The 25,214-nt window shown below is 17.6% G+C and carries 20 protein-coding genes; 11 read left to right on the forward strand and 9 right to left on the reverse strand.

The genetic code is table 11. The features are described 5' to 3' along the window. Nucleotides 1–9: 9 nt before the first annotated feature. Entirely contained in the window at nucleotides 10–3,153 is a 3,144-nt protein-coding gene (locus tag GJT93_RS02050; protein WP_168821940.1) for an exodeoxyribonuclease V subunit gamma, read from the reverse strand. A 205-nt stretch (nucleotides 3,154–3,358) separates the two neighbouring features. On the opposite strand from GJT93_RS02050, the gene GJT93_RS02055 reads away from it, so the two are divergent. After that, on the forward strand, nucleotides 3,359–4,033 hold the full coding sequence (locus GJT93_RS02055; RefSeq protein ID WP_168821941.1) for a MutH/Sau3AI family endonuclease: 675 nt from the start codon (nucleotides 3,359–3,361) through the stop codon (nucleotides 4,031–4,033). A 2-nt stretch (nucleotides 4,034–4,035) separates the two neighbouring features. Here GJT93_RS02055 and lysA read toward each other — a convergent pair whose 3' ends face one another. Then, nucleotides 4,036–5,307, reverse strand: coding sequence for a diaminopimelate decarboxylase (gene lysA / locus GJT93_RS02060; protein ID WP_168821942.1), 1,272 nt, complete (start codon nucleotides 5,305–5,307; stop codon nucleotides 4,036–4,038). A gap of 292 nt (nucleotides 5,308–5,599) precedes the next feature. Between lysA and GJT93_RS02065 the strand changes: the two genes are divergently transcribed. The 3 genes from GJT93_RS02065 (at nucleotide 5,600) to crr (ending at nucleotide 8,205) form a co-directional block, all read left to right on the forward strand. Beyond that, the gene (locus GJT93_RS02065) at nucleotides 5,600–5,854 is read left to right on the forward strand and encodes an HPr family phosphocarrier protein (protein WP_168821943.1); all 255 of its coding nucleotides are present in this window, start codon (nucleotides 5,600–5,602) and stop codon (nucleotides 5,852–5,854) included. A gap of 110 nt (nucleotides 5,855–5,964) precedes the next feature. Then, nucleotides 5,965–7,686 (forward strand): phosphoenolpyruvate-protein phosphotransferase PtsI, encoded by a 1,722-nt coding sequence (gene ptsI / locus GJT93_RS02070; protein ID WP_168821944.1) that lies wholly within the window; start codon nucleotides 5,965–5,967, stop codon nucleotides 7,684–7,686. A gap of 12 nt (nucleotides 7,687–7,698) precedes the next feature. After that, nucleotides 7,699–8,205, forward strand: a complete 507-nt coding sequence (gene crr, locus GJT93_RS02075; RefSeq protein WP_168821945.1) for a PTS glucose transporter subunit IIA — start codon at nucleotides 7,699–7,701, stop codon at nucleotides 8,203–8,205. A gap of 149 nt (nucleotides 8,206–8,354) precedes the next feature. On the opposite strand, the gene GJT93_RS02080 is transcribed toward crr, so the two are convergent. Then, entirely contained in the window at nucleotides 8,355–9,080 is a 726-nt protein-coding gene (locus GJT93_RS02080) for a YebC/PmpR family DNA-binding transcriptional regulator (protein ID WP_168821946.1), read from the reverse strand. Between the two features lie 18 nt (nucleotides 9,081–9,098). Continuing rightward, nucleotides 9,099–10,853, reverse strand: coding sequence for an aspartate--tRNA ligase (gene aspS / locus GJT93_RS02085; protein WP_168821947.1), 1,755 nt, complete (start codon nucleotides 10,851–10,853; stop codon nucleotides 9,099–9,101). Between the two features lie 409 nt (nucleotides 10,854–11,262). Here aspS and argS point away from each other — a divergent pair, with 409 nt between their 5' ends. The 5 genes from argS to potC all read left to right on the forward strand — a co-directional run bounded on the left by argS (nucleotide 11,263) and on the right by potC (nucleotide 17,022). Beyond that, nucleotides 11,263–12,990: an arginine--tRNA ligase gene (gene argS, locus GJT93_RS02090; RefSeq protein WP_168821948.1), complete on the forward strand. Its 1,728-nt coding sequence runs from the start codon at nucleotides 11,263–11,265 to the stop codon at nucleotides 12,988–12,990. A gap of 86 nt (nucleotides 12,991–13,076) precedes the next feature. Further along, nucleotides 13,077–14,174, forward strand: coding sequence for a tRNA 2-thiouridine(34) synthase MnmA (gene mnmA / locus GJT93_RS02095; RefSeq protein ID WP_168821949.1), 1,098 nt, complete (start codon nucleotides 13,077–13,079; stop codon nucleotides 14,172–14,174). 87 nt (nucleotides 14,175–14,261) lie between these two features. After that, nucleotides 14,262–15,389 carry a spermidine/putrescine ABC transporter ATP-binding protein PotA gene (gene potA / locus GJT93_RS02100; RefSeq protein WP_168821950.1) on the forward strand — a complete coding sequence of 376 codons (1,128 nt, stop codon included), beginning with the start codon at nucleotides 14,262–14,264 and terminating at the stop codon, nucleotides 15,387–15,389. Beyond that, nucleotides 15,367–16,218: a spermidine/putrescine ABC transporter permease PotB gene (gene potB, locus GJT93_RS02105; protein WP_425483320.1), complete on the forward strand. Its 852-nt coding sequence runs from the start codon at nucleotides 15,367–15,369 to the stop codon at nucleotides 16,216–16,218. Before potA ends, potB begins: the two co-directional genes overlap by 23 nt. Nucleotides 16,219–16,221: 3 nt before the next feature. Then, the gene (potC, locus tag GJT93_RS02110; protein WP_168821952.1) at nucleotides 16,222–17,022 is read left to right on the forward strand and encodes a spermidine/putrescine ABC transporter permease PotC; all 801 of its coding nucleotides are present in this window, start codon (nucleotides 16,222–16,224) and stop codon (nucleotides 17,020–17,022) included. Nucleotides 17,023–17,036: 14 nt separating this feature from the next. On the opposite strand, the gene mutM is transcribed toward potC, so the two are convergent. From mutM to rpmH, 5 genes are all read right to left on the reverse strand, one after another. Beyond that, nucleotides 17,037–17,861: a bifunctional DNA-formamidopyrimidine glycosylase/DNA-(apurinic or apyrimidinic site) lyase gene (gene mutM / locus GJT93_RS02115; RefSeq protein WP_168821953.1), complete on the reverse strand. Its 825-nt coding sequence runs from the start codon at nucleotides 17,859–17,861 to the stop codon at nucleotides 17,037–17,039. Nucleotides 17,862–17,865: 4 nt separating this feature from the next. Beyond that, nucleotides 17,866–19,233, reverse strand: coding sequence for a tRNA uridine-5-carboxymethylaminomethyl(34) synthesis GTPase MnmE (gene mnmE, locus GJT93_RS02120; RefSeq protein WP_168821954.1), 1,368 nt, complete (start codon nucleotides 19,231–19,233; stop codon nucleotides 17,866–17,868). 11 nt (nucleotides 19,234–19,244) lie between these two features. Beyond that, a complete protein-coding gene (gene yidC, locus GJT93_RS02125) occupies nucleotides 19,245–20,882 on the reverse strand; it encodes a membrane protein insertase YidC (RefSeq protein WP_168821955.1) in 1,638 nt (545 codons plus the stop codon). Nucleotides 20,883–20,970: 88 nt separating this feature from the next. Further along, nucleotides 20,971–21,309, reverse strand: coding sequence for a ribonuclease P protein component (gene rnpA / locus GJT93_RS02130; protein WP_168821956.1), 339 nt, complete (start codon nucleotides 21,307–21,309; stop codon nucleotides 20,971–20,973). A 6-nt stretch (nucleotides 21,310–21,315) separates the two neighbouring features. Then, nucleotides 21,316–21,465: a 50S ribosomal protein L34 gene (rpmH, locus tag GJT93_RS02135; protein WP_168821957.1), complete on the reverse strand. Its 150-nt coding sequence runs from the start codon at nucleotides 21,463–21,465 to the stop codon at nucleotides 21,316–21,318. A gap of 183 nt (nucleotides 21,466–21,648) precedes the next feature. Between rpmH and dnaN the strand changes: the two genes are divergently transcribed. Further along, nucleotides 21,649–22,770, forward strand: coding sequence for a DNA polymerase III subunit beta (gene dnaN, locus GJT93_RS02140; protein WP_168821958.1), 1,122 nt, complete (start codon nucleotides 21,649–21,651; stop codon nucleotides 22,768–22,770). Between the two features lie 35 nt (nucleotides 22,771–22,805). Further along, nucleotides 22,806–25,208, forward strand: coding sequence for a DNA topoisomerase (ATP-hydrolyzing) subunit B (gyrB, locus tag GJT93_RS02145; RefSeq protein ID WP_168821959.1), 2,403 nt, complete (start codon nucleotides 22,806–22,808; stop codon nucleotides 25,206–25,208). Nucleotides 25,209–25,214 lie beyond the last annotated feature (6 nt).

Consider the following 25,214-nt stretch of genomic DNA (forward strand, 5'->3'; position numbering starts at 1 on the left):
TTGATTAAATTAATTACTATAATAGAGTAAATCGATCATCCATATTTTTATTAATTTTTTTGTATCTAACCAAATTTTGTCATTTAAATAAAAATTTAATTTTTGAAAATATGGATCATCACATTCGTTAATAATATTATTATTTTTCCAATAATAAAAGAATTTTTTTTTTGATTTTTTTTGAATATCTAAATTAAAATTAATACATTGATTATTTTTATCATAACAATTTTTAATCCATGTCCAAGAACTTTTCATTGGTAATAAAATAGGACAATTCATTCCTTTTATATAACCATTAATATATTTTGTTAATAAAAAATAAGCTTTTTTTTTTTCTAAAAACTGAAAACTAAATTTTGTGTTTTTTATACCATAAATATAAAGAGAAAATTTTTTATCATTATTTATACATAAAATTAAATGATTTATCCATAAATTCATGATAGATTTAATATCTATTACTTTAGGTTCTAAAATAATATAATTATTTTTATAAATAAAATAGTGAATATTACCAAATAATTGAATATTTGAAATATTTAAATTAATTTTATTAATTTTTTTTATATATTGATGTTTTTTCAATTGACTATTAATTAATTGAATAATTTGATTAGTTTTTTCCTCCCACCATATTTTTCCATAATATCCATAAGGTAAAATTCCATTATTTAAATAATAAATATATAAATCATTAATATTTTTATTAACTATAAAAGTTTTTAATATTTTTTTTGTAATTAAAAATTCTTGTAATGGATTAATGGTAAATGATTCTGTATTATATAAATTTATATTATTTATATTTTTCAAATAAATTGAAAATCTTTGATTAAAAAAACCTTTAACTGGATGTTTCCAAAAACTAATTAAATTTTTAATTGATAATTTATTTATATTTATTAATTCTAATTTATTAAAATTCTTTAAACATGATATATTCTGTTTTTTTTTAAAAAAATTACTATAATAATTTCTATAAAAATATTTAATATAATTATTTTTTAAATTATAATTTTTTAACATATATAAAAATAATTCTTGAATTAATATAGATAAATTATTTATATTATTATTTAAATTATTATCTGTACAACTAATAAATAATTTTTTTTCAGTAGAAATTATTAATTTTAATAGTATGTTTTTTTCTTTATCTAAAAATTTTTTTTCATTTTCATATAAAGAAATATTAGTTAAATCAAAAATTATAGAATTTTTTTTTTTTGGTAAAAATTCGTTATTCATACCTATCATAAAAACTTGTTTAAAACCTATATTTTGAAATTTATGAAAAGGACAAAAATTTATTTTGTTTATACAAAAAAAAAAATCTTTATATTTCTCTTTTATAAAGAAATTAACTTTTTCTATTATTATATTAATAGAAATTTTTTTTTCATATTTAAATTCTATACCTTTATCAAGAAATAATAAAATTTTTTTTAAAATAAAATATATACTATTAGATAGTAAATTAGACTGGGGAAAAAAATCAAAAAAAAATTTATTTAATTTTTTTTTCCATTGTATTATAGTAAATTTTTGATTAAATATTTTTTTCCATTTTTCTAATTTTAGTAAAAAATAAATAAATTTTCCTAATAATCCTTTAGATAAATTTATTGATGTATTATAAGGAAAAATATTTTTCCATTGACCAAAATTTTTATTTAAAACAAATCCTAATAATATACGATATAAACCTAATTTCCAACTATATTGATCTTGTGGTAATTTAATTTGAGAAAAATTTTGAATATTAATATTATACTTAATACCTATATCTTTTATCCAAAAACGTAAATATTTTATATCTTCTTTGTTTAAAGAAAATTTTTGAGATATAAATTCATCATCTAATAAAAAAAAAATTTCATTAGGAGTTAAATCTTTATAAGGTAAATTTAATAAAAAGAAAAATTTATTTATATGATCTAAATTTTTTATTTTATTTAAGTTAGAACATATATTTATCGGGAGACTAATATTAGTAAATACAGAATAAATAAATGGAACATAAATTTCTAATTTAGGAGAAATAACAATTATATCATGTAAAAAATAATTTTGATTTTTTTTTAAAGTATATAATATATTATTATATAATAATATAATTTCTGTATAATAATCTTCACAAATATTTATTTGTATTGATTTATCTATATAATTAATATTTTTTTTTCTAAAATCTATATTACTTTCTTTTACATATAAAATATCATTTTTAATATAATTTAATAAATTTTTATTTTTATATTCTATATAAGTTTGAATATATCTAGAAGATAAATTTACTAATTTATTAATATTATTTAAAGTATAGTTCCCCCATGAAAATAATAATTTATTGAAATTTATATTTTTATCATTCTGATTATAAATAAAATTATTCCAATAATATTTAGAAGGATTTAATAATAAAATATGTATTTCTATATATTTAGATATTATTTTTAATAATTTTAAATATATTAAAGGAATGTATTCTATGTTTAGGATAAATATCCTTTGAGGAAGATTGTAATATTTAAATTTCTTATATTTTTTGTATTTTTGATAAAAATTATATAATTTACCATAATTCCATAATTTTTTATTTAAATTATTTTTATAATAAACTAATAATGTTTTCCATAATTTTGATTCCCAAATTTGATGTTTATTTTTTAATAAAGGATCAATTTTATTTTTTTCCCAAAGTAATAATAATTCTGGTCTATGTTTTTGATATTTATAATATAAATTAGATATTTTTTTTGATAATATAAATAAATATTTTATATCCTTAATTTTAAATTTAAATTTTTTTCTAAAATCATTAAATTCTGATGTATAAATTAATTTTGGAATTAATAAACAAATTAACCAAATAATATTATTTTTATATAAAAAATCATCTTGATTTATATCAGGAATTATTAATTTAAAAATTTTCCAAATAAATTGATCAAAATGAGTAAAATTTATATTACCATATATTCCTAATATATTTGAAAATTTAACCTTTATTAATTCATAAAAAAATTGAGAATTTTCATATAATATAATTTCCGGTTCTAGTACCCCTTTTAAGGGATATTTACTAATTTGAATTTTTATTAAATTTAATAAAATATCAATATTATTAGAATAATAAATTGTAAACATATTTATGTTATTAAAAAAATATATTTGATCATAATTTAGTATTAATAATTAATCATTTTAATATATAATAAAATTATAACAATAATTTTTTTATTTATTATCAAAAATATTTTTTTAATAAAAAAATTTATAATTATTAAAAATAAAGTTATCAAATTTTATTTAAGAATATTTTTTTTAAAATAAATAATAATATTAATTTTATATGAAAAATATTTTTTCTACGATTGTTTCAAATGATAATCTTTTATTATTAAGAGCACAATCAATATCTGGTTACCAAATAATTAATATTATAAAATGGTTAAATTATCCAATAAATAATAATTCTATAAAAGATAAAGGAATAATAGGAAAAATAATTGAATATTATTTAATAGGTAAAAAACCAGAAAATAAATTAAATCAAGATATTCCATATTTAGGAATAGAAATTAAAACATTAACTATGAATTTAAAAAATAAAATTTTAAATGATTGTTTTATATGTTCTTTTCCTTTATTAATAAAAAAAAAATTATTTTTTTATAAAAAAAAATTAAATAATAAAATATCTAAAATTTTATGGATACCTATTATAGTTCCAAATATAAAAACTCCTTTATTACAAAGATATATAGGAAATCCAGTTTTTTGGATACCTTCTACAAAAGATAAAATAAAAATAAATAATGATTTGAATAATTTAATACAATTATTAATTTTAGGAAGAATTGAAAAACTCAATTATTATAGTGGTCATGTTTTATTGATTAAAGATAAGAGTAAAAAAAAACAGTCAACCAAAACAATAAATAAAAATGGTAAATTTTTATATGTTTCTCCTAAAGCTTTTTATATTAAAAAAAAATTTTTAAATAAATTATTTAATTCTAACTAATACTAACATAGTTCTAAATTAATTAATTCTTCTATTTTTTGTCTTCTTCTTATTAATATAGGAATATTATTTTCAATTAAGATTTCAGGAATTAAGGGTCTACTATTGTAATTAGAAGACATAGATGCACCATAAGCTCCAGTATCATGAAAAATTAAATAATCATTAATACAAACTTTTGGTAACATACAAAAGTGAATTTTTCCATTTTCTAATTGTGTAAATATATCTCCTGCTTCACATAAAGGACCAGCAACAATAGTTTTAATTTTAATATCATTAGACATGTCTCTTCCATAAAAAGAAATTGCAGATATATAATGATAACTACCATATAATACTGGTCTCATTAAATCATTAAAACCTATATTAACTAAAACAAATCTATTATTTTTAACTATTTTTATTGCACATACTTGACAAATTAATATACCTGATTCAGCAACTAAAAATCTACCTGGTTCAATTTCCATTTTTATATTTTTTTTAAAAAAATTATTAATACTATTCCTAGTTTTATTCCATAAATTAAAATAATGATTTGTATCAATAATATTATCAGTCCTTTTATAAGGAATTGATAATCCCCCACCTGCAGATATAACATTAATTTTTGGCATATATGGTTGTAATATGTTATATAACATAGAATTACATACTTTTTGTAAATGTATATAATCTACCCCTGAACCTATATGCATATGTATTCCTATTAAATTTAAATCATATTTTTTGATTAAAGAAATAGCTTTTTGTAAATCTTTATACCAGATACCATGCTTACTATTTTTTCCTCCTGTATTTGTTTTTTTATTATGACCATGACCAAAACCAGGATTAATTCTTAACCATATATTATGACCTTTAGATATTTGACCTAATTGGTGTAACATATCTATTGATCCAATATTCACTGTAATATTTAAAGAAATCACACTTTTTAGTGTACATTCTTCAAATACATCTGAAGTAAAAATAATATCATTATTATTTTTTGGATTATATCCAGCAACTAAAGCTCTTTTAATTTCTCCTAATGAAATAGCATCTACTTTTACACCTTCATATCTCATTAATTTTAAAATATTTATATTAGAACAAGATTTTTGTGCAAATCTAATTATATCAAATTTTTTTAATTGTAAAATTTTATTTTTAATATTTTCTGCACAATATAACCAAAATGGTGTTTTATATTTTTTTATTAAATATAAAATAGTTTTAATAGAAATATTATTTTTATTAAATTTTTCATCAAAAATTTTTTTTTTCATTTTATAAATCCTAAAATATTTTATAAAAATTTTTTAAAATTATATATTTTTTTATATAATGAAATTTTTATTTTTTATAAAAATTAATATATTTTAAATATAAATGTTAATTAATTAATTTACTAGCCAAGATAATTGATCTATGTTATTTATTAAATAAAATATTTAAAATATATCATAATTATTTATATAATTTATAATTATAATTTAATATAATTTATTATAAATAAAATAAATTTTATTATTAGAATTTTATAAATTTATTTAAAATATTAAAATTTAGGGAAAAATAATGTTACAAAAAGAAATTATTATTAATAATACTCATGGTTTACATACTCGTCCTGCGGCACTATTAGTAAAAGAAGCTAAAAATTTTGTTTCTGATATTACTATTACATCTAACGAAAAAACAGTAAATGCTAAAAGTTTATTTAAAATACAGACTTTAGGATTAATTAAAGGAACTAAAATTATTTTAAAAACTTCTGGAATAGATGAAAAAAAAGCTCTTGAACATTTATCTAAAATTATTCAACACTTATAAATAAATTATTTAAAAAAATTTATTTTTAAATATTTTAGTAATTTTATAAAAAATTTTTATTATTTGAATAATACTTAATATATAATTTTAGTATTTTAGAGGTACAAAATATGATTTCAGGAATTTTAGCTTCTCCTGGTATTTCATTTGGTAAAGCATTTCTATTAAAAATAGATAATATTATTATTAATCGTAAAAAAATTACTGATAATCAAATAGATATAGAAATTAATAAATTTTTAAATGGTCAAAAAAAATCTATAAAACAATTAGAAGATATAAAAAAAAAATTAATACAAAATAATAATGCTGAAAAAAAATTAATTCTTGATGGATATATTCTATTACTTCAAGATGAAGAAATGACAAAAGAAATTATTTCTTTAATAAAAGAAAACTTAATATCTGCAGATTATGCCGTAGATTCTGTGATAAAATCTCAAATTAAAATATTACAAAATTTACATGATCAATATTTAAAAGAAAGAGCTAGTGATATTAAAGATATAGGCAATCGTTTAATAAAAAATATTTTAAATTTAAATATTATAAATTTAAATAATATTAATGAAAAAGTAATTTTAATTGCTAAAGATCTTACTCCATCAGAAACAGCACAATTAAATTTAAATAAAATTTTAGGATTTATTACTGATTTAGGAAGTAAGACTTCTCATACAGCTATAATGGCACGTTCATTAGGAATACCAGCAATTGTTGGTACTGGTAATATTACTAAAAAAGTTCAAACAAATGATTACATTATTTTAGATAGTATTAATAATAATATTTTTATTAATCCTTCTGAAGAAATTATCCAAGAAAAAAAAAGATTATTTAATATATATATGATAGAAAAAGAAAAATTAAAAAAAATTAGTAATTTACCTGCAAAAACTAAAGATAATTATCAAATAAAAATTTGTGGTAATATAGGTTCATTAAAAGAACTTAAAAATATTCAAAATAATGGTGCTGATGGTATTGGATTATATAGAACAGAATTTTTATTTATGAATCGTGATTTTCTTCCTTCAGAAGAAGAACAATTTTTTGTTTATAAAAAAATTGCAAAAAATATGTATAATAAAACTGTTATTATTAGAACAATGGATATAGGTGGAGATAAAAAAATATCATATATGAATTTACCTAAAGAAGATAATCCATTTTTAGGATATAGAGCTATCAGAATTAGTATTGATAGAAAGGATATTTTACATACACAATTAAGGGCAATTTTAAGAGCTTCTTCTTTTGGTAAGTTGTGTATAATGTTTCCTATGATTATTTCTATTGATGAAGTTCTTTTTTTAAAAGAAGAATTAAAATTTTTAAAAAAACAATTACAAAAACAAAAATATGAATATAATAAAAATATTTCTATTGGTATAATGATAGAGACTCCAGCATCAGCTGTGATAGCTCATTTCTTAATAAAAGAAATTGATTTTTTTAGTATAGGTACAAATGATCTAACACAGTATACCTTAGCTGTAGATAGAGGAAATGATTTAATTTCACATTTATATAATCCTATTCATCCAGCTGTTTTATGTCTTATTAAAAAAGTTATAGATGCTTCTCATTCAGAAGGAAAATGGACAGGAATGTGTGGTGAATTAGCAAGTGATGAATTTTTTATTCCTGTATTATTAGGGATGGGTTTAAATGAATTAAGTATGAATGCTATTTCTATTCCAAAAATTAAAAATATTATCCGTAATATAGAATATATTAAAGCTAAGGAATTAGCTAATAATATTTTATTACAACCTACAATTAAAGATATTCAAAAATTATTATTAGAATTTAATAAAAATATTTTTTAAAAAGGATATAAAATGAACATTTTTTCTAATTTTTTTCATAAAAAATCTAAAAAAATTGAAATTACTAAAATTTTTGCTCCTATTTCAGGTAAAATTATTGAAATAGAAAAAGTTCCTGATGTTGTTTTTTCAGATAAAATAGTAGGAGATGGTATTGCCATTAATCCAGTAGGAAATATAATTTTATCTCCTGTTGATGGAATTATAGGTAAAATTTTTGATACTAATCATGCTTTTTCAATTAAAACTTATAATAATATTGAATTATTTATTCATTTTGGAATTGATACAATTAATTTTAAAGGAAAAGGATTTACAAGAATATTTGATTTAGAAAAAACTAATGTAGTTAAAAAAGGCGAAATAATTATTAAATTAGATTTAGATTTTTTAAAAAAATCAGCTAAATCTATATATACTCCAATAGTAATTTCTAATATTGATAAAATAAAAAAAATTAAAAAATATAAAGGTAATGTTATTGCTGGTATAGATCCTATATTAGAAATATACAAATAAATTTTTTTATATAGAACATTTTTTAATAATAAAAAATAATTATTAAAAAATGTCTAATACATATAATGTATGTAATATCTTATTTTAAGATATATTATATTATGATATAATTTAATTATTTTTTTATTTACAAAATTATCAATAATTTCTTATATCTTAGCATTGTGATAAATATTTTTAATATCTTTATTATCTTTATATATAGATAATAAATAAAGTAATTTATTTTTTGTAATATTATTAATTTTTTTTTCTATAAAAGGTTTTATAATTAATTCATTTTTAATTGGTTTAATTTTGAATTTTTTTATCTCTTTAGTTAAAAATTTATATTTTTCTTTTGTAAAAATAATTTTAATATTATTATTATTAATAATAATATCATTTGCTTTTAACTTTTCAGCTAAATTTAGAATATCATCTATATTATTTTGACATGAATATGTAATAAATATTTCTTTATTAAATAAATAATCTACAGCACCTTTTTGTTTTAAATTACCTCCAATTTCATTTAAAATTTTACGTATAAAAGATATAGTTCTATTATTATTATTTGTTAAACATTGTATTAATAATGCAATGTTTTCAGGACCGTATCCTTCATAATAAATTTCTTTTAATGTATTTTTTTCATAATTTTTATTAGTATTTTTTTTTTGTAAAATTTTATTGATTATAGTACGACTCATATTATGAAATAATGCTTTTTCTATAATTAATTTTAACTTAGAATTATACTGTGGATTTGTCCCTTTACCTATTTTAACAGCTGAATTTAATTCTTTAATAATTTTAGAAAATATTTTATCTTTTTTACTATCTTGAGATTTTTTACGATAACGTGTATTAGACCATTTGCTATGTCCAGACATTAGATATTCCTTTATATATTAAAAAATATATGATAATCCATAATCTTTAAGTAGATTAATTTCTATGTAATTTGGAGCATTAGTTAATAAACAATTAGCAGATGTTGTTTTTGGAAATGCTATAACATCACGAATATTATTAGTATTAGCTAATAACATTACTAATCTATCTAATCCTAAAGCTATTCCTATATGAGGAGGAGTACCAAATTGTAAAGCCTTTAAAAAAAAGCCAAAATTTTTTTGTTGATTTATTTTACTTATTTTTAAAATTTTAAATATTTTTTTTTGTATTTTATAATTATCTATTCTTTTAGAACCACTACCTATTTCATATCCATTAATAACTAAATCATATGAGTCAGAAATTATTTTTTGAGGATTATTATCTAAAAAATTATATAATTCTTCTATAAGATAATTTTTTGGAGATGTAAACGGGTGATTCACAGAAACTAAATTATCTTCTTTATCTTTTTTAAATAATGGATAATTAATTATCCATACAGGATGATATGTTTTATCATAAATAATTTTTAAATCTTTACATAATTTTTCTCTTAAATATCCCATAGAAGACATATTATCATATTTATATTCTGTTCCTATAAAAATAATATCATGATCAGAAGAATTATTTTTAATAATAATATCTTTTGTTATATAAGAATTTAAATTAGAAAAATATTTATTTTTTTTATTAAATAGATTAATTAATTTATTTTGATATACTTGAAAAATATTTAAATCACTAGTACCATAATTTTTAATTAATGATATATAATGTTTAAAATTTTGTAATTTTATATTATATAAATATTTATTTTTAATATTAATAGAAATAATTCTATTAATATTTTTATTTTTACGAAAAAAAAAACTACTTATATCTATAAGTTTTAGATTATTTCTTAAATCAGGTTTATCTGTACCAAAAATTTTCATTGATTCTTGAAAAGTAAAAATTTTAAATTTGTTTAGATAAACATTATTTATTTTATTACATATATAAAATATCATTTTTTCTATAAAAGTTCTAAATATATCTGATTTTGTAAAGGACATTTCTATATCAATTTGTGTAAATTCTGGTTGACGATCTGAACGTAAATCTTCATCACGAAAACATCTAGCTATTTGATAATAACGATCTAATCCTGAAATCATTAATAATTGTTTGAAAATTTGAGGAGATTGAGGTAAAGCATAAAAATGATGTTTATTTAAACGACTAGGTACTAAATAATCTCTTGAACCTTCTAATGTAGAATTTGTCAATATAGGAGTTTCAATATTTAAAAACTTATTTTTTTCCAAAAAATTTCTGATATAATGTGTAATATTTGATCGTAATTTTAAATTTTTAATCATTTTAAATTGTCTTAAATCTAAATATCTATATTTAAATCTAATTTGTTCCGTATTATTAATATTAATATCAATAGGGAGAGATTTAGATTTATTTAAAATAATAATATTAAATACAATTATTTCAATATCTCCTGTAAATAATTTTACATTTTTATTTTTTTCTGTTCTTTCTACTATTTTTCCTATAATTTTAATACAAAAATTATTACGTAATGTATTTGCTATTTTATAAGCTGCTCTATATTGAGGTTTAAAAACTGCTTGAATGATACCTTCTCTATCTTTTAGATTAATAAAAATTAATTTTCCTAAATTTCTATAACTTTCAATCCATCCATATAGAGTTATTTCTTTATTAAGAAATTTTTTATTAATTTCTCCACAAAAAAATTTTTTTTTCATTTATAATAACCTTTACTTTATTAAAAAAATTTTATTATGTAATTAATAAAATTTTAATTTATATTTTTTAATTATAAAATATATATAAAAAAATTTTATATATATTTAATAATTAATTTATTTTTCATATGAAAAATACTATTTTTTAAAAAATTTAATAATATATTATTATATATATTTATTTTATGTTAAATATTTTTTAAATTTATAAAAAATAAAATTTATTATTTATATATATAATATTTTTAAGAAAATTTACATGTAAAAAATAAGTAATTTTTAATTTTATAAAAATTTATTTTTAAATATATATAAATATATATAACATTATTGATTTTTTATATATGGAAATTTTTAAAAATATTATTTATTTTATATTAATAAATTATTTATATTAAAAAGGAAATACATGAATATAAAAAAATTTCTTTCAAATCAAATTCATAAGTCTATGATTAAAGCAGGTATTCCATCTAAATATAATGTTGTTTTACGTTCATGCAAAAAAAAAAAATTTGGAGATTATCAAATTAATGGTATTATTTCTGCAGCTATACAATTAAAAATTGATCCTAATAGTCTTGCTAAAAAAGTAGTAAAATATATGAAATTGTATAATTTTATATATAAAATTACGATACTAAAAGGATATATTAATTTTTTTCTTGAAAAAAAATGGATATCTAAGCAAATTAATTTATTAATAAATTCAAAAACATTAGGATTAACAAAAATTTGTATACCTAAAAATATAGTTGTTGATTATTCTAGTCCAAATATAGCAAAAGAAATGCATGTAGGACATTTAAGATCTACAATTATAGGAGATTCAATGGTACGTATTTTATCTTTTGTTGGACATAATGTCATTAAATCCAATCATATTGGAGATTGGGGTACTCAATTTGGTATATTAATTGCTTTTTTAAAATTTAAAAAAAAAAAAATAGATTTTTTATTGTCTAATATAGAAAAATTATATAAACAAGCGCAATTAAAATATAGTACAGATACTAATTTTGCTAAATTAGCTAAATATTATGTAGTAAAATTACAACAAAAAGATAAATCTTGTTTAAAAATATGGAAAAAAATAGTAAATATTACGATGAACTATAATTATAAATTATATGAAAAATTAAATGTTAAACTTACTTCAAAAGATACTATGGGTGAAAGTACATATCAAGATATGATTCCTGATATAATTAAAGATTTAAAAAATAAGGGAATTGCCATTAATCATAATGGAACAATTATGATTCCTATAAAAGGAGTGCAAAATAAAAAAGGGAAATTAATGGCAGTAATTATTCAAAAAAAAAATGGAGCATATCTTTATGCTACAGTAGATATTGCATGTATTAAATACCGTTATGATTTTTTTAAAGCTGATAGAATTCTTTATTATGTAGATTCACGTCAAAAACAATATCTAAATCAAATTTTTAAAATAGTACATAATGCAAAATATATCCCTTCTAATTTAAAATTAGAACATCATATGTTTGGTATGGTTTTAAATAAAAATAATAAACCTTTTAAAACACGAGAAGGAAAAAATATAAAATTAAATTATTTAATTGATAAAGCTATTATTAAATCTAAAAATATTCTTACAAAAAAAAATCCTTCAATTAAAAATAAAATATTAACTAAATTATCCCAAAAAATTGGAATAGGAGCTATTAAATATGCTGATCTATCTAAAAATAGAATTAATAATTATATTTTTAATTGGGATAAAATGTTATCATTAAATGGTAATACAGCTTTATATATTCAATATGCTTATGTAAGAACTATATCTTTATTAAAGAAAGCTAATATTAATTTAAATAATTTTTTAAATTTTAAAATTAAATTTATATCTCATCATGAATTTAATCTTGCTGTATTATTTTTAGATTTTGAAGAAATTATTTTTGATATTGTTAATAAAGGAACTCCTCATTTATTATGTAATTGGTTATATAAAATTACAGTATTATTTTCTTCTTTTTATGAAAATTGTAAAATTTTAAATATAGAAAATAATCTAATCAAAATTAGTAGACTAAAAATTGTTTTTTTAACATCTTTATTTTTAAAGAAAGGATTATACCTATTAGGTATAGATGTTATAGAAAAAATATAAAAATATTATTAACAAATATATTTTTTTTTAAAAAAATATTATCATGTCTCTATATTTGAGAGATATAGAATTATTATAAGAAATTTATGTTTAAAAAAAAAGTTATAGTCGCTATTTCTGGGGGAATAGATTCTTCTTTTTCTGCTTGGTTATTAAAAAAACAAAATTATCATGTAGAAGGACTATTTATGAAAAATTGGGAAGAAGATGACATAAATAATACTTGTCAAAGTAAAGAAGATTTATATTATGCAGAAATGGTATGTAAAAAATTAAATATTACTTTACATAAAATTAATTTTTCATCTGAATATTGGGATCATGTTTTTAAAAAATTTTTATCTGAATATCAAAAAGGTAATACACCTAATCCAGATATATTATGTAATAAAATCATTAAATTTAAATATTTTATGAATTTTGCTTTAAATAATTTAAAAGCTGATTTTATCAGTACAGGTCACTATGTACGTTGTAAAAAAATTAAAAATCATTTTTTTTTATTAAAAGGTTTAGATTCTAATAAAGATCAAAGTTATTTTTTATATACAATAAAAGAAAAACAATTAAAAAAAATTTTATTTCCATTAGGAGGTTTAAAAAAAAAAGAAGTTAGATATTTTGCAAAAAAACTAAAATTTATTAATGCTAATAAGAAAGATTCTATGGGAATTTGTTTTATAGGTAAAAAAAATTTTTCTAATTTTATTAATAAATATTTACCCTCTAAAGAGGGTAATTTAGTAGATTTAAATGGTAAAATTATAGGAAAACATAAAGGTTTAATTTATTATACTATAGGACAAAGAAAAAACATTGGATTAGGTGGATCAAAATTTTATAAAAATAAACCATGGTATGTTTATAAAAAAGATATAAAAAATAATACTTTAACTATTGTACAAGATAGAAAAAATTTAAATTTATATTTTATTGGATTAATTATAAATAATATTAATTGGATTACTAATATTCCTATAATAAAAGGAAAAAATTATACTATTAAAACTAGATATAGACAAAAAGATGTGGGTTGTAAAATTATTTTTTTAAATAAAAATAAAATAAAAGCTTTTTTTAATACTCCTATTAATAGTATTACACAAGGACAATCAGCTGTATTTTATCATAAAAAAATTTGTTTAGGAGGGGGAATTATTAAAAAAGGAATACCATTAATTTAATAAAATAAAAAATTTACAATCATTTTATTTAGTAAAAGTTATTATCTTTCTTATTTTAAAATAAAATAATATTTTTAGAGTATTATAATGAAAAAATATAATGTTAAAAAAGTATTAATTAATCTTATAAATGTTAATAAATCTTTTTATGGTAAAAAAATTATTTCTAATTTAAATTTAAATATAAATGATGGAGAATTTGTTACTTTATTAGGACCTTCAGGTTGTGGTAAAACTACTATTATTCGTTTAATAGCAGGTTTAGAAAAAATTGATAGTGGAAATATTTTTTTAAATAATATTGAAATAACAAAATGTCCGGCAGAAAAAAGACAAATTAATACTGTTTTTCAAACTTATGCATTATTTCCTCATATGTCTGTATTTGATAATATTGCTTTTGGATTAAGAATGCAAAAAAAAACACATCAAGAAATAATTTCTAAAGTAAATAAAATTTTAAAAATAGTACAATTAAAAAAGTTTGTAAATAGAAAACCATGCGAATTATCTGGTGGACAACAACAAAGAGTTGCCATAGCAAGAGCAGTAATAAATCAGCCTAAATTATTATTACTTGATGAGTCATTATCAGCTTTAGACCATAGATTACGTAAAAAAATGCAAAATGAATTAAAAGCATTACAAAGAAAATTAGGTATTACTTTTATATTAGTAACACATAATCAAGAAGAAGCTTTAAGTATATCAGATAGAATTATTTTATTACGTAATGGTAAAATAGAACAAGATGGTACTCCTAGAGAAATATATGAAGAACCCAAAAATTTATTTGTCGCAAAATTTATAGGAGACATTAATATATTTAATGTTTCTATTTTAGAAAAAATTAATCATAATCAGTATAAAGTAAATTTAGAAAATTTTATTTGTACTATTAAAGTTCCATTTAATGTTATACCAGGAGAAAAAATACATGTCTTATTAAGACCAGAAGATTTAAAAATAAAAAAAATTAATACTAATACTAATACTAACACAGGTTTAATAGGTTATATACAAGAAAAAAATTATAAAGGTATGACATTAGAATCTATATTAAAATTAAAAAATGGTAAAATTATAACTGTAAGTGAATTTTTTAATGAAAATGATCCTTATGTTGATCATCCACTTAATCAAAAAATGTTAATCAATTGGGTCGAAACATGGGAGACTGTATTGCCTTATGATAAAAACAATAGAAAATATTAAAAAAAGTATAATTTTTTTAATTATTAGTTGGTTATTATTATTTATTTTTTTACCTAATATAATAATAATTATTATGAGTTTTTTACAAAAAAATAATCATGATACGATTCTATTTCATTTTTCCTTAAATAATTATACTACATTATTTAATTATTTATATATTAAAATTTTTGTAAAAACTTTTATAATTTCATTAATTACAACTATTTTATGTTTTTTAATAGGTTATCCTTTCGCATGGTGCTTAATAAAAATATCTAATCACAAAAAATCTTTAATGTTATTTTTTTTATTTTTACCGTTTTGGGTAAATTCTTTAGTTAGAATATATTGTTTAAAAATATTTTTAGGAATTCATGGATGGTTAAATAATATTTTGTTATATTTTAAAATTATTCATAATCCTATTCGTATTATTTATACCCCGAGTGCTATTATTTTAGGATTAATATATATTTTATTACCTTTTATGATAGTACCAATATATTCTAGTTTTGAAAAACTAGACAAATTATATATAGAAGCAGCAAAAGACTTAGGTGCTCAATCTTGGAAAATTTTTTTTTACATAATTATTCCTTTAACGACTTCAGGAATTATAGCAGGATGTTTATTAGTTTTTTTATCTAGTATGGGAATGTTTTATATTTCTGATATAATGGGGGGGGCTAAACAATTATTAATTGGAAATATAATAAAAAATCAATTTCTCTATATTAGAGATTGGCCTTTAGGAGCAGCAACAAGTAATATTATAACATTATTAACTGGTATTTTTTTAATATTATATTTTAAAATTATAAATTTTTTAAACAAAAAGGAATTTTAAATAATGTTTAAATATATATGTAGAATAATTTTCATAACTTTAATTTATATATGGTTATATATACCTATTATATTATTAATTATAAATTCTTTTAATAAATCAAATTTTGGAATGATATGGAAAGGATTTAGTATTAAATGGTACTATTTAATTTTACATAATAATTCTTTATTACAAGTTACATATCATTCTTTATGTATTAGTATTATTACAGCTACATTTACAACTATTATGGGTTTATTAACATCTTTATCTTTATATTACTGTAATATACATATTAAATCGTTAATTAATACTTTACTATTTATAGTAATTATATCTCCAGATATCGTAATGGGAATTTCTTTATTATTATTATTTATTATAATAAATTTTCCTCTTGGATTTTGGTCTTTATTATTTGCTCACATTACATTTTGTTTCCCATATGTAGTTATTAATATCTATTCTAGATTACAAAATTTTGATATTCGTATGATAGAAGCAGCAAAAGATTTAGGTGCAAATGAAATTGTTATTTTACAAAAAGTTATATTACCTATAATATTTCCTGTAATTATTTCTAGTTGGTTAATAAGTTTTGTTTTGTCTATGGATGACATAACAATATCAACATTTGTGTCTGGACCAGAATATGAAATTTTACCATTAAAAATTTATTCAATGGCGAAAATAGGTATTACTCCGGAAATTAATGTGTTGGCTACTATACTTATATTATTAACTTTACTTTTAGTAATTATAAGTAAAATTATTTTAGGTAAATATAAAATATTTAATACAATTAATTCTTTACTAAGTTAAATTTTATATTTTAATTATTTTTGACATTTATAGCAAAAAAAAGTACTTCTATTTCTTTGCTTTATTTTAGTAATTATTGTAGAACATTTTTTACAAAATTTATTTTCTCTGCCATAAACATAAAAATATTTTGAATAATTACCAATATTTTTATTAGGTAATCTATAATTAATAATAGTAGAACCTCCATGTTTAATTGATTTATTTAAAATATATTTGATATTTTTTACTAAATATGTAATTTCTTGAAAATTTAAAGTTTTAGATTGACGTGTAGGCATTATATTTGATTTAAATAATGATTCATTTGCATATATATTACCTATACCTGTAACAATATTATTGTTCATTAATAATATTTTAATTGGAACATTTTTTTTTCTACTTATATTATATAAATATATATCATTAAATTTATATTCTAAGGGTTCAGGACCTAATTTTTTTAAAAAAATATTTTTTTTATAATTTTTTTTTTCCCATAACCAAAATCCAAATCTTCTTATATCTGTATATCGTAAAATTAAATTATGATTAATAATCAAATCAATATGATCATGTTTATTATATGTTAATATATTTTTTTTTATATTATTTATTATAAATAATTTTCCCGTCATACCTAAATGAATAATAATAGTATTTTGTAATAAAATTATTAAAATATACCTACCTCTTCTTTTAATATTTAAAATTTTTTGATTATTTATTTTAACAATATTTTTAGAAATAATATATTTTAATTTTTTAATTCTTACAATAGAATAACTAATTATTTTACCCATTAATAAGGGTTTAATTATATTTTTAATAACTTCTACTTCAGGTAATTCTGGCATAAGATTATTTACCAACACAAAATTGTGAAAAAATATTTTTTAATAAATTTTTAGAAGTAATTTTTCCAGTAATTAAATCTAAATTTTCTTGTATTAATCGTAAATCCTCTGCTATAAGTTCTAATGAATAAGTTTTTAAAAAATTTTTTTGTCCTTTAATTAATATTTTATGAATATAATTTAATGAATCTATATATCTATTTCTTGCTGTAAATTGGTCTTCATTATTATTAATATATATAATATTTTTTTTTATAAAATTTGTTAATATAGATATACCTGTTTTATTTTTTATAGATAATTTTATAATAACATAATCATTTTTATAAATAATTTCTGGGTTATTATTTGTAAGATCAATTTTATTACGAATAATAACAATAGGAATTTTTTTTCTAAAATTTTTTAAATTACTTTCTATTATTTGTGATAAAGAACTTTTTGTAATTATATCTTCTACTATTAAAAATATATAATTTGCATATTTTATTGTTTGTAAAGTTTTTTTTATACCTATCAATTCAATTTCATTTTCAGTTTTTCTTATACCTGCTGTATCTATAATTTCTATTGGTACTGAACTAAAATAAATATTTTCATGTAAAATATCTCTAGTAGTTCCTGGAATATTAGTAACTATAGAAATATTTTTATTAGTAATTAAATTCATTAAACTAGATTTTCCTGAATTAGGAGGACCAATTAAGATAATTTTAATTCCTTCTTTTATTCTTATACCATTCTTGACATATTTTATAATTTCTTTTAAAAATTTTAATATTTTTTGTAATTTTACAATAATATTATTACAAATAATAGAAAAATTAACTTCATAGTTAAATTCTAAAAAAGATTCTATTTGAACTCTTATATCAATAACTATTTTTTGTAAATTTTTTATTAATAATGAAAATTTACCATTCATTAAATTCATTGAAGAAAAAACAGCTTGTTTTGAATTAGCAGAAATAATATCAGAAATTGCTTCTGCTTGTGTTAAATCTATTTTTTTATTTAAAAAAGCTCTTTTAGAAAATTCTCCAGGAAGAGCTATTCTAATATTATTTATATTTAAAATAATATCATTTATTAATAAGTCCATTAATATAATATTACCATGACATTGTAATTCTAAAATATCTTCTCCAGTAAATGAATCTGGTTTAGGAAACCATAATGCAATACCTTTATCTATAATTTTATTTTTATAATAAAATGGAAGATAATTTGCATATTTTGGTTTTATATATTTTAATTTTAATGTATGTTTGATAACATCAATAATATTATTACCAGATATTCTAATGACACCTATACTACCTTGCCCTAAAGGAGTTGCTCTAGCTATTATTGTATAATATTTTTTTTCCATAAGTATTATAATTATATATTTTTATAATTTTTATTATTCATTTTATACATAATCCATTTTTGTTGTAAAATAGTAAATATATTATTAATAATATAATATAATACTAAACCAGAAGGAAGCCATAGAAAAAAGAAACTAAAAACAAAAGGTATTATATATATAAATTTACTTTGAATAGAATTATTATTCTCATACTTATTTTGAGATAAATATTGTATAACTATCATAGTCAAACTCATGAAAATTGGTAGTATATAATATGGATCTTCTGATGATAGATCTTGTATCCAAAAAAGAAACTTAGCGTGTCTTAATTCAATAGAATTAATTAACATATAATATAAAGCTAAAAAAATAGGCATTTGTATAATAAATATAAAAAATCCTGAAAAGGGATTAATGTTATTTTCTTTATATAAAGAAATTATTTTTTTACTAAAAATTTCTTTATTATTACCATATTTTTCTTTCATTTTTTGTATTTCTGGTTGTAAAAAATTCATTTTTGCAATAGTTATATATTGTTTTTCTGATAATGGATATAATAATATCCTTATTATTAGAGTAATAATAATTATTGACAATCCCCAATTATTTACTATAGAAAAAATAAAATTTAATAGTTGAAATAATAATTTTGATAAAAATCCTAATATACCATAATCTATAGTTAAATCTAAAAAAGGCGATATTTTAGACATAATTTTAGGAATTTTAGGTCCTATCCATAATTGAGATTTAAAATTATGTTTTTGACCTGGTAAAATTAAATAATATGGAGATTTAAATCCAATACTAATAATATTAGTATTTTTTTTATTTATATAAATAGTATTTTTCTCAGAAAAATGTGGTAAAATCCAAACTGCAGTAAAATACTGTTGTAACATAGCTATCCATCTAGTATAATCATTCAAATGTATATTTTTTTTTTTTAAAATATCAGAAAATTTATATTTTTTAAAATTTATTTTATTTGTTGAAAAAGCAACACCGTCAAATGTTTTTATAGTCATGTTATTGTGTTTTTTATTTAAATATTTTTGAGGAGTAATACTAGATTTATTTATCTCACTAAAAAAACCTAAACTAATAGGTTTATTACATAGATTAAATAAAGAATGATTAATCTTAATTAAATAGCTGCCTTTTGTAAAAATAAAAGTTTTAATATATAAAATATTATTTTTTATAAAAAAAAAAGGTATTTTTAATTTAGTTTGATTTTTTTTGAGTATAAAAAATTTTGAATATGTAAAAAATTTATTATTTTTATAAAAATCTACATCATAATTTCTTTCATTTTTTATGATACCATTATTTACTTGATAAACAAAATTAGATTTTTTTCTTAATAAAGTAAAAAATTTTTTATTATGTAATTTTTCAAAAAAATTTAATAATTTTACTTGTTCAATACCTCCATTATTATTTATTGATATATAAAATTTATCTGTTTTTACTAAAATAGTATCTTTTTTTATGTTTTTGATAATATTTTTAGGTTTTTTTTCTAAAAAAACACTATTACTAATAATTTTTTTAATTATATTATTTTTTGTATAATTATGTATTTTTTTCCAATTATTTAAAATAATAAAACTAAATAAACAAAAAATAATTAAAAAAATATTATTTTTTGAATTCATTATTTATATTCTCATTTTTAATTAAAAATATTATTTTAATTGTAACGTAAAAAAATAATTAAATCTTATTTTTATTTTAAAATTAAACTTATTTTTTAAAATTAAACCAAATATTTTCTAAATATTTTTTGAAATACAAAATATTAATTTTTAATATATTTTTATTTCTTAATATAATAATATAATCTCTATCTAAAAATAAATATTGATTTAAACGAAAATATTCACGAATTATTCTTTTAAATTTATTTCTAATATTTGTTTTATTTATTAATTTTTTAGAAATAATTATACCTATTCTAGGATATTTAATTTGATTTTTTTTATTTAAAATAATAAAATATAAATTATTTACCCTATTATTTTTTTTAAAAATATTATTAAATTCTACTGAATTTAAACGTTGATTTTTAGAAAAATTAAACATTATTATTTAAATTTTTTTATCTGAAATACTTAAATAAATACGTTTTTTAGCACGACGACGATTTATAATTTGTCGACCATTTTTTGTTTTCATTCTATGTCTAAATCCATGAGATCTATTTCTTTTTAATATAGATGGTTGAAAAGTACGTTTCATTTAATTTACACTGTATATAATTACAATATGATATATTATATACGTAAAATTATTTTTTATATATATTTTTTACAATTTAAAATTGTAAATTTATATATTTTTTAATATAAAATTGAAAATATATAGTATACTATTATATATAAATAATAGTTTTGTATTATATATTAATTAATATACAAATATATGGAAAATAATATTACTATTAATAGAGAATTAATTATTAAACCATTACAATATGTTACTAATATTATTAGTAATAGATCTATATATCCTAATTTAAATAATATTTTAGTAAAATTTTTAGATAAAGGAATAATATTATTTAAAAGTACTAATCTAGAAATAGAAATTACATCTTTTATTAAAGATAAAAATTTAAATCAAAATCATTCTTTTATAATTCAAGGTAAAAAATTTTATAATATATGTCGTTCTTTTACTAAAGGAGAAAATATTAATATAATTTTTAATACAAATCAAATAATTATATCTACAAAATATTCTTATTTTAAGATAACTACATTACCCGCAGAAGATTTTCCAAATATAAAATTTTCTAAATATGATATAAAGTTTAATTTAACACATCAAATAATAAAAGATTTTATAAACACTACTTATTTTTCAATAGCAGATAATGATGTAAGAAAATATTTAAATGGGTTATGTTTACAAACTAAAAATAATTTTTTAAATATTATATCAACTAATGGACATAGATTATCCTTTTATAAATATAAATTAAATAATATTTTTGAAAATTATAGTATTATAATTCCTCGTAAAAGTATTTTTGAATTATCTAAATTAATAAATAATACTAATGAATTAGTGACTATTAAAATTAATAATAATAATATTTGTTTTACTTTTAAAAGTATGAAATTTATATCTAAATTAATTTCAAGTAATTTTCCTAATTATCAAAAAATTATACCTACATTATATTATCAAATTATTAAAATTAATCGCATTTTATTAAAAAATGCTTTAAATAGAATTTCTATTTTAGTAAATGAAAAAACAAAGGGAGTGCATTTATCGTTAGATGATAAATATTTAAAAATTTTTACTAAAAATGTAAATAATGAAAAAGCTAAAGAAATATTAAAAATAGAAGAATTTCAAAAAAAAAAGGAATATAATATTAAAATATCATTTAATATTAATTATTTAATAGATGTTATAAATATATTAGATAGTAGTTATATTAAAATATTTTTTATTGATAATATTTCAAATATTAAAATAGAAGATAATAATAATGAGAATAAATTTTTTTTAATTATGCCAATGAAAATATAAATTTTCTTTAATTTCAAATAAAATGAGAGTTAAATTTGACCAATAAATATTATGATTCATCAAGTATTCAAATTTTGAAAGGATTAGATGCAGTTAAAAAAAGACCAGGAATGTATATTGGAAATATAGATGATGGAACAGGATTACATCATATGGTATTTGAAGTTATAGATAATTCTATAGACGAATCTCTTGCTGGTTTTTGCAAAAATATACAAGTAATTATACATAAAGATAATTCTGTTTCTATTGTCGATGATGGAAGAGGAATACCAATAGATATACATAAAGAAGCTAAAATATCAGCTGCAGAAGTTATTATGACTATATTACATTCAGGAGGAAAATTTAATAATAAATCTTATAAATTATCAGGAGGTTTACATGGAGTAGGAATTTCTGTTGTTAATGCTTTATCTAAAAAATTAGAATTAATTATTAGAAGAAATGGACAATTATATAAGCAAATATATTTTTATGGAATACCGCAAGAAAGATTAAAAATTATTGGTACTAGTAATAGTACTGGTACTCATATTAGATTTTGGCCTGATTATGATATTTTTACTACAATTCAAAATTTTAATTATCAAATATTATATAATAGATTAAAGGAATTATCTTTTTTAAATTCAGGGTTAACTATTTCTATTTTTGATAAAAAAACTAATAAAAAAAATATTTTTCAATATAAGGGAGGTATTAAAGAATATATTATATATTTAAATAAAAAAAATAATTTTATTCATAAACAAATATTTTACTGTTATACAAAAAATGATAATATTAGTATAGAAGTTGCAATGAAATGGAATAATTCTTTTGATGAAAAAATATATTGTTTTACAAATAATATACCTCAAAACAATGGAGGTACTCATTTATCTGGATTAAAATCAGCTATTACTAGAACAATAAAACTTTATATAGATAAGGAGGGTTTTAATAAAAAAAAAAACATTAATTTAAAAGGAGAAGATACTAGAGAAGGTTTAATTGCGATTATATCAATAAAAATTTCAAATCCGAAATTTTCATCTCAGACAAAAGAAAAATTAATATCATCAGAAGTAAAGTCATTAGTAGAATGTTATATCAATAAACAATTAATGTTTTTTTTATTAGAAAATCCAAATGATACTAAAAATATTATAGAAAAAATTATCAGTGCAGCTAAAATTAGAGATACAGTTCGTAAAACTAAAAATATAATAAAACATCAAAATATAAATAACATTTCAAGACTACCAGGTAAATTATCTGATTGTCAAGAAAATAATCCTAAATTATCTGAAATTTATTTAGTAGAAGGAGATTCAGCTGGAGGATCAGCTAAACAAGGCAGAAATAGAAAAACACAAGCAATTTTACCACTAAAAGGTAAAATTTTAAATGTAGAAAAAGCTAGATTTAATAAAATTCTTACTTCACAAGAAATAATTACTTTAATTACAGCATTAGGTTTTAATATTCATTTAGGAAAATATAATTTAGATGATTTAAGATATCATAATATTATTATTATGACAGATGCAGATGTTGATGGAGCTCATATTCGTACTTTATTATTAACATTTTTTTATCGTCAAATTCCTCAAATTATTGAAAAAGGACATATATATATAGCACAACCTCCACTTTTCCGAATTAAAAAAGGTCATAAAAAATTTTATATTAAAAATAATGAAGAAATGGAAATATTTATATTAAATTTAGCTGTTAAAAAATCTGCATTTTTTTTTAAAAAATCTAAAGAAAAATTAACTAATAAAGAATTAATTAAATTGATTAATGATTATAATCATGTAAAAAATATTATAAAGTTTTCTAAATATAATATTAATAATAATATATTACATGCATTATTATATAATGAAAAACTAAATAATTTTATAAATTTAGACTTATGGTTAAATAAATTAATTTTATTTTTAAAAAAAAATTATACAAATATTAAATTTTCAAGTAAAATAAACAAAAATATTAATAAAAATATTTTCGAATTAATAATCTATGAAAATAAATATGAAAATATAAATCAATATTTATTAAATAATGATTTTTTTATTAGTAAAGAATATAATAAAATATGTTTATTAGGAAATAAATTATGTTATTTACAAAAGAAAGGTTTTCTTTATGTAAAGAAGGGAGAAAAATATAAAAATATTAATTCATTAGAAGAAGGAATGGATTGGTTATTAAAGGAATCTAAAAAAAGTTTTTCTATACAAAGATATAAAGGATTAGGTGAAATGAATCCTAATCAATTATGGAAAACTACTATGAATCCCCTAACTCGTAATATGTTAAAAGTAACAATTAAAGATGCTATTATAGCAGATAAATTATTTTCAACATTAATGGGTGATGAAGTAGAACCTAGAAAATTATTTATAAAAGAAAATGCTTTAAAAGCATTAAATATTGATTTTTAAATTTTT

It is taken from the genome of Enterobacteriaceae endosymbiont of Donacia provostii (assembly GCF_012570145.1).
Taxonomy (GTDB): Bacteria; Pseudomonadota; Gammaproteobacteria; order Enterobacterales; family Enterobacteriaceae.

Bases quoted from the DNA above. Each gene is read 5' to 3' on its own strand.
- GJT93_RS02050 (WP_168821940.1), bottom strand. From the start codon at position 3,153: ATGTTTACAATTTATTATTCTAATAATATTGATATTTTATTAAATTTA.
- GJT93_RS02055 (WP_168821941.1), top strand. From the start codon at position 3,359: ATGAAAAATATTTTTTCTACGATTGTTTCAAATGATAATCTTTTATTA.
- lysA (WP_168821942.1), bottom strand. From the start codon at position 5,307: ATGAAAAAAAAAATTTTTGATGAAAAATTTAATAAAAATAATATTTCT.
- GJT93_RS02065 (WP_168821943.1), top strand. From the start codon at position 5,600: ATGTTACAAAAAGAAATTATTATTAATAATACTCATGGTTTACATACT.
- ptsI (WP_168821944.1), top strand. From the start codon at position 5,965: ATGATTTCAGGAATTTTAGCTTCTCCTGGTATTTCATTTGGTAAAGCA.
- crr (WP_168821945.1), top strand. From the start codon at position 7,699: ATGAACATTTTTTCTAATTTTTTTCATAAAAAATCTAAAAAAATTGAA.
- GJT93_RS02080 (WP_168821946.1), bottom strand. From the start codon at position 9,080: ATGTCTGGACATAGCAAATGGTCTAATACACGTTATCGTAAAAAATCT.
- aspS (WP_168821947.1), bottom strand. From the start codon at position 10,853: ATGAAAAAAAAATTTTTTTGTGGAGAAATTAATAAAAAATTTCTTAAT.
- argS (WP_168821948.1), top strand. From the start codon at position 11,263: ATGAATATAAAAAAATTTCTTTCAAATCAAATTCATAAGTCTATGATT.
- mnmA (WP_168821949.1), top strand. From the start codon at position 13,077: ATGTTTAAAAAAAAAGTTATAGTCGCTATTTCTGGGGGAATAGATTCT.
- potA (WP_168821950.1), top strand. From the start codon at position 14,262: ATGAAAAAATATAATGTTAAAAAAGTATTAATTAATCTTATAAATGTT.
- potC (WP_168821952.1), top strand. From the start codon at position 16,222: ATGTTTAAATATATATGTAGAATAATTTTCATAACTTTAATTTATATA.
- mutM (WP_168821953.1), bottom strand. From the start codon at position 17,861: ATGCCAGAATTACCTGAAGTAGAAGTTATTAAAAATATAATTAAACCC.
- mnmE (WP_168821954.1), bottom strand. From the start codon at position 19,233: ATGGAAAAAAAATATTATACAATAATAGCTAGAGCAACTCCTTTAGGG.
- yidC (WP_168821955.1), bottom strand. From the start codon at position 20,882: ATGAATTCAAAAAATAATATTTTTTTAATTATTTTTTGTTTATTTAGT.
- rnpA (WP_168821956.1), bottom strand. From the start codon at position 21,309: ATGTTTAATTTTTCTAAAAATCAACGTTTAAATTCAGTAGAATTTAAT.
- rpmH (WP_168821957.1), bottom strand. From the start codon at position 21,465: ATGAAACGTACTTTTCAACCATCTATATTAAAAAGAAATAGATCTCAT.
- dnaN (WP_168821958.1), top strand. From the start codon at position 21,649: ATGGAAAATAATATTACTATTAATAGAGAATTAATTATTAAACCATTA.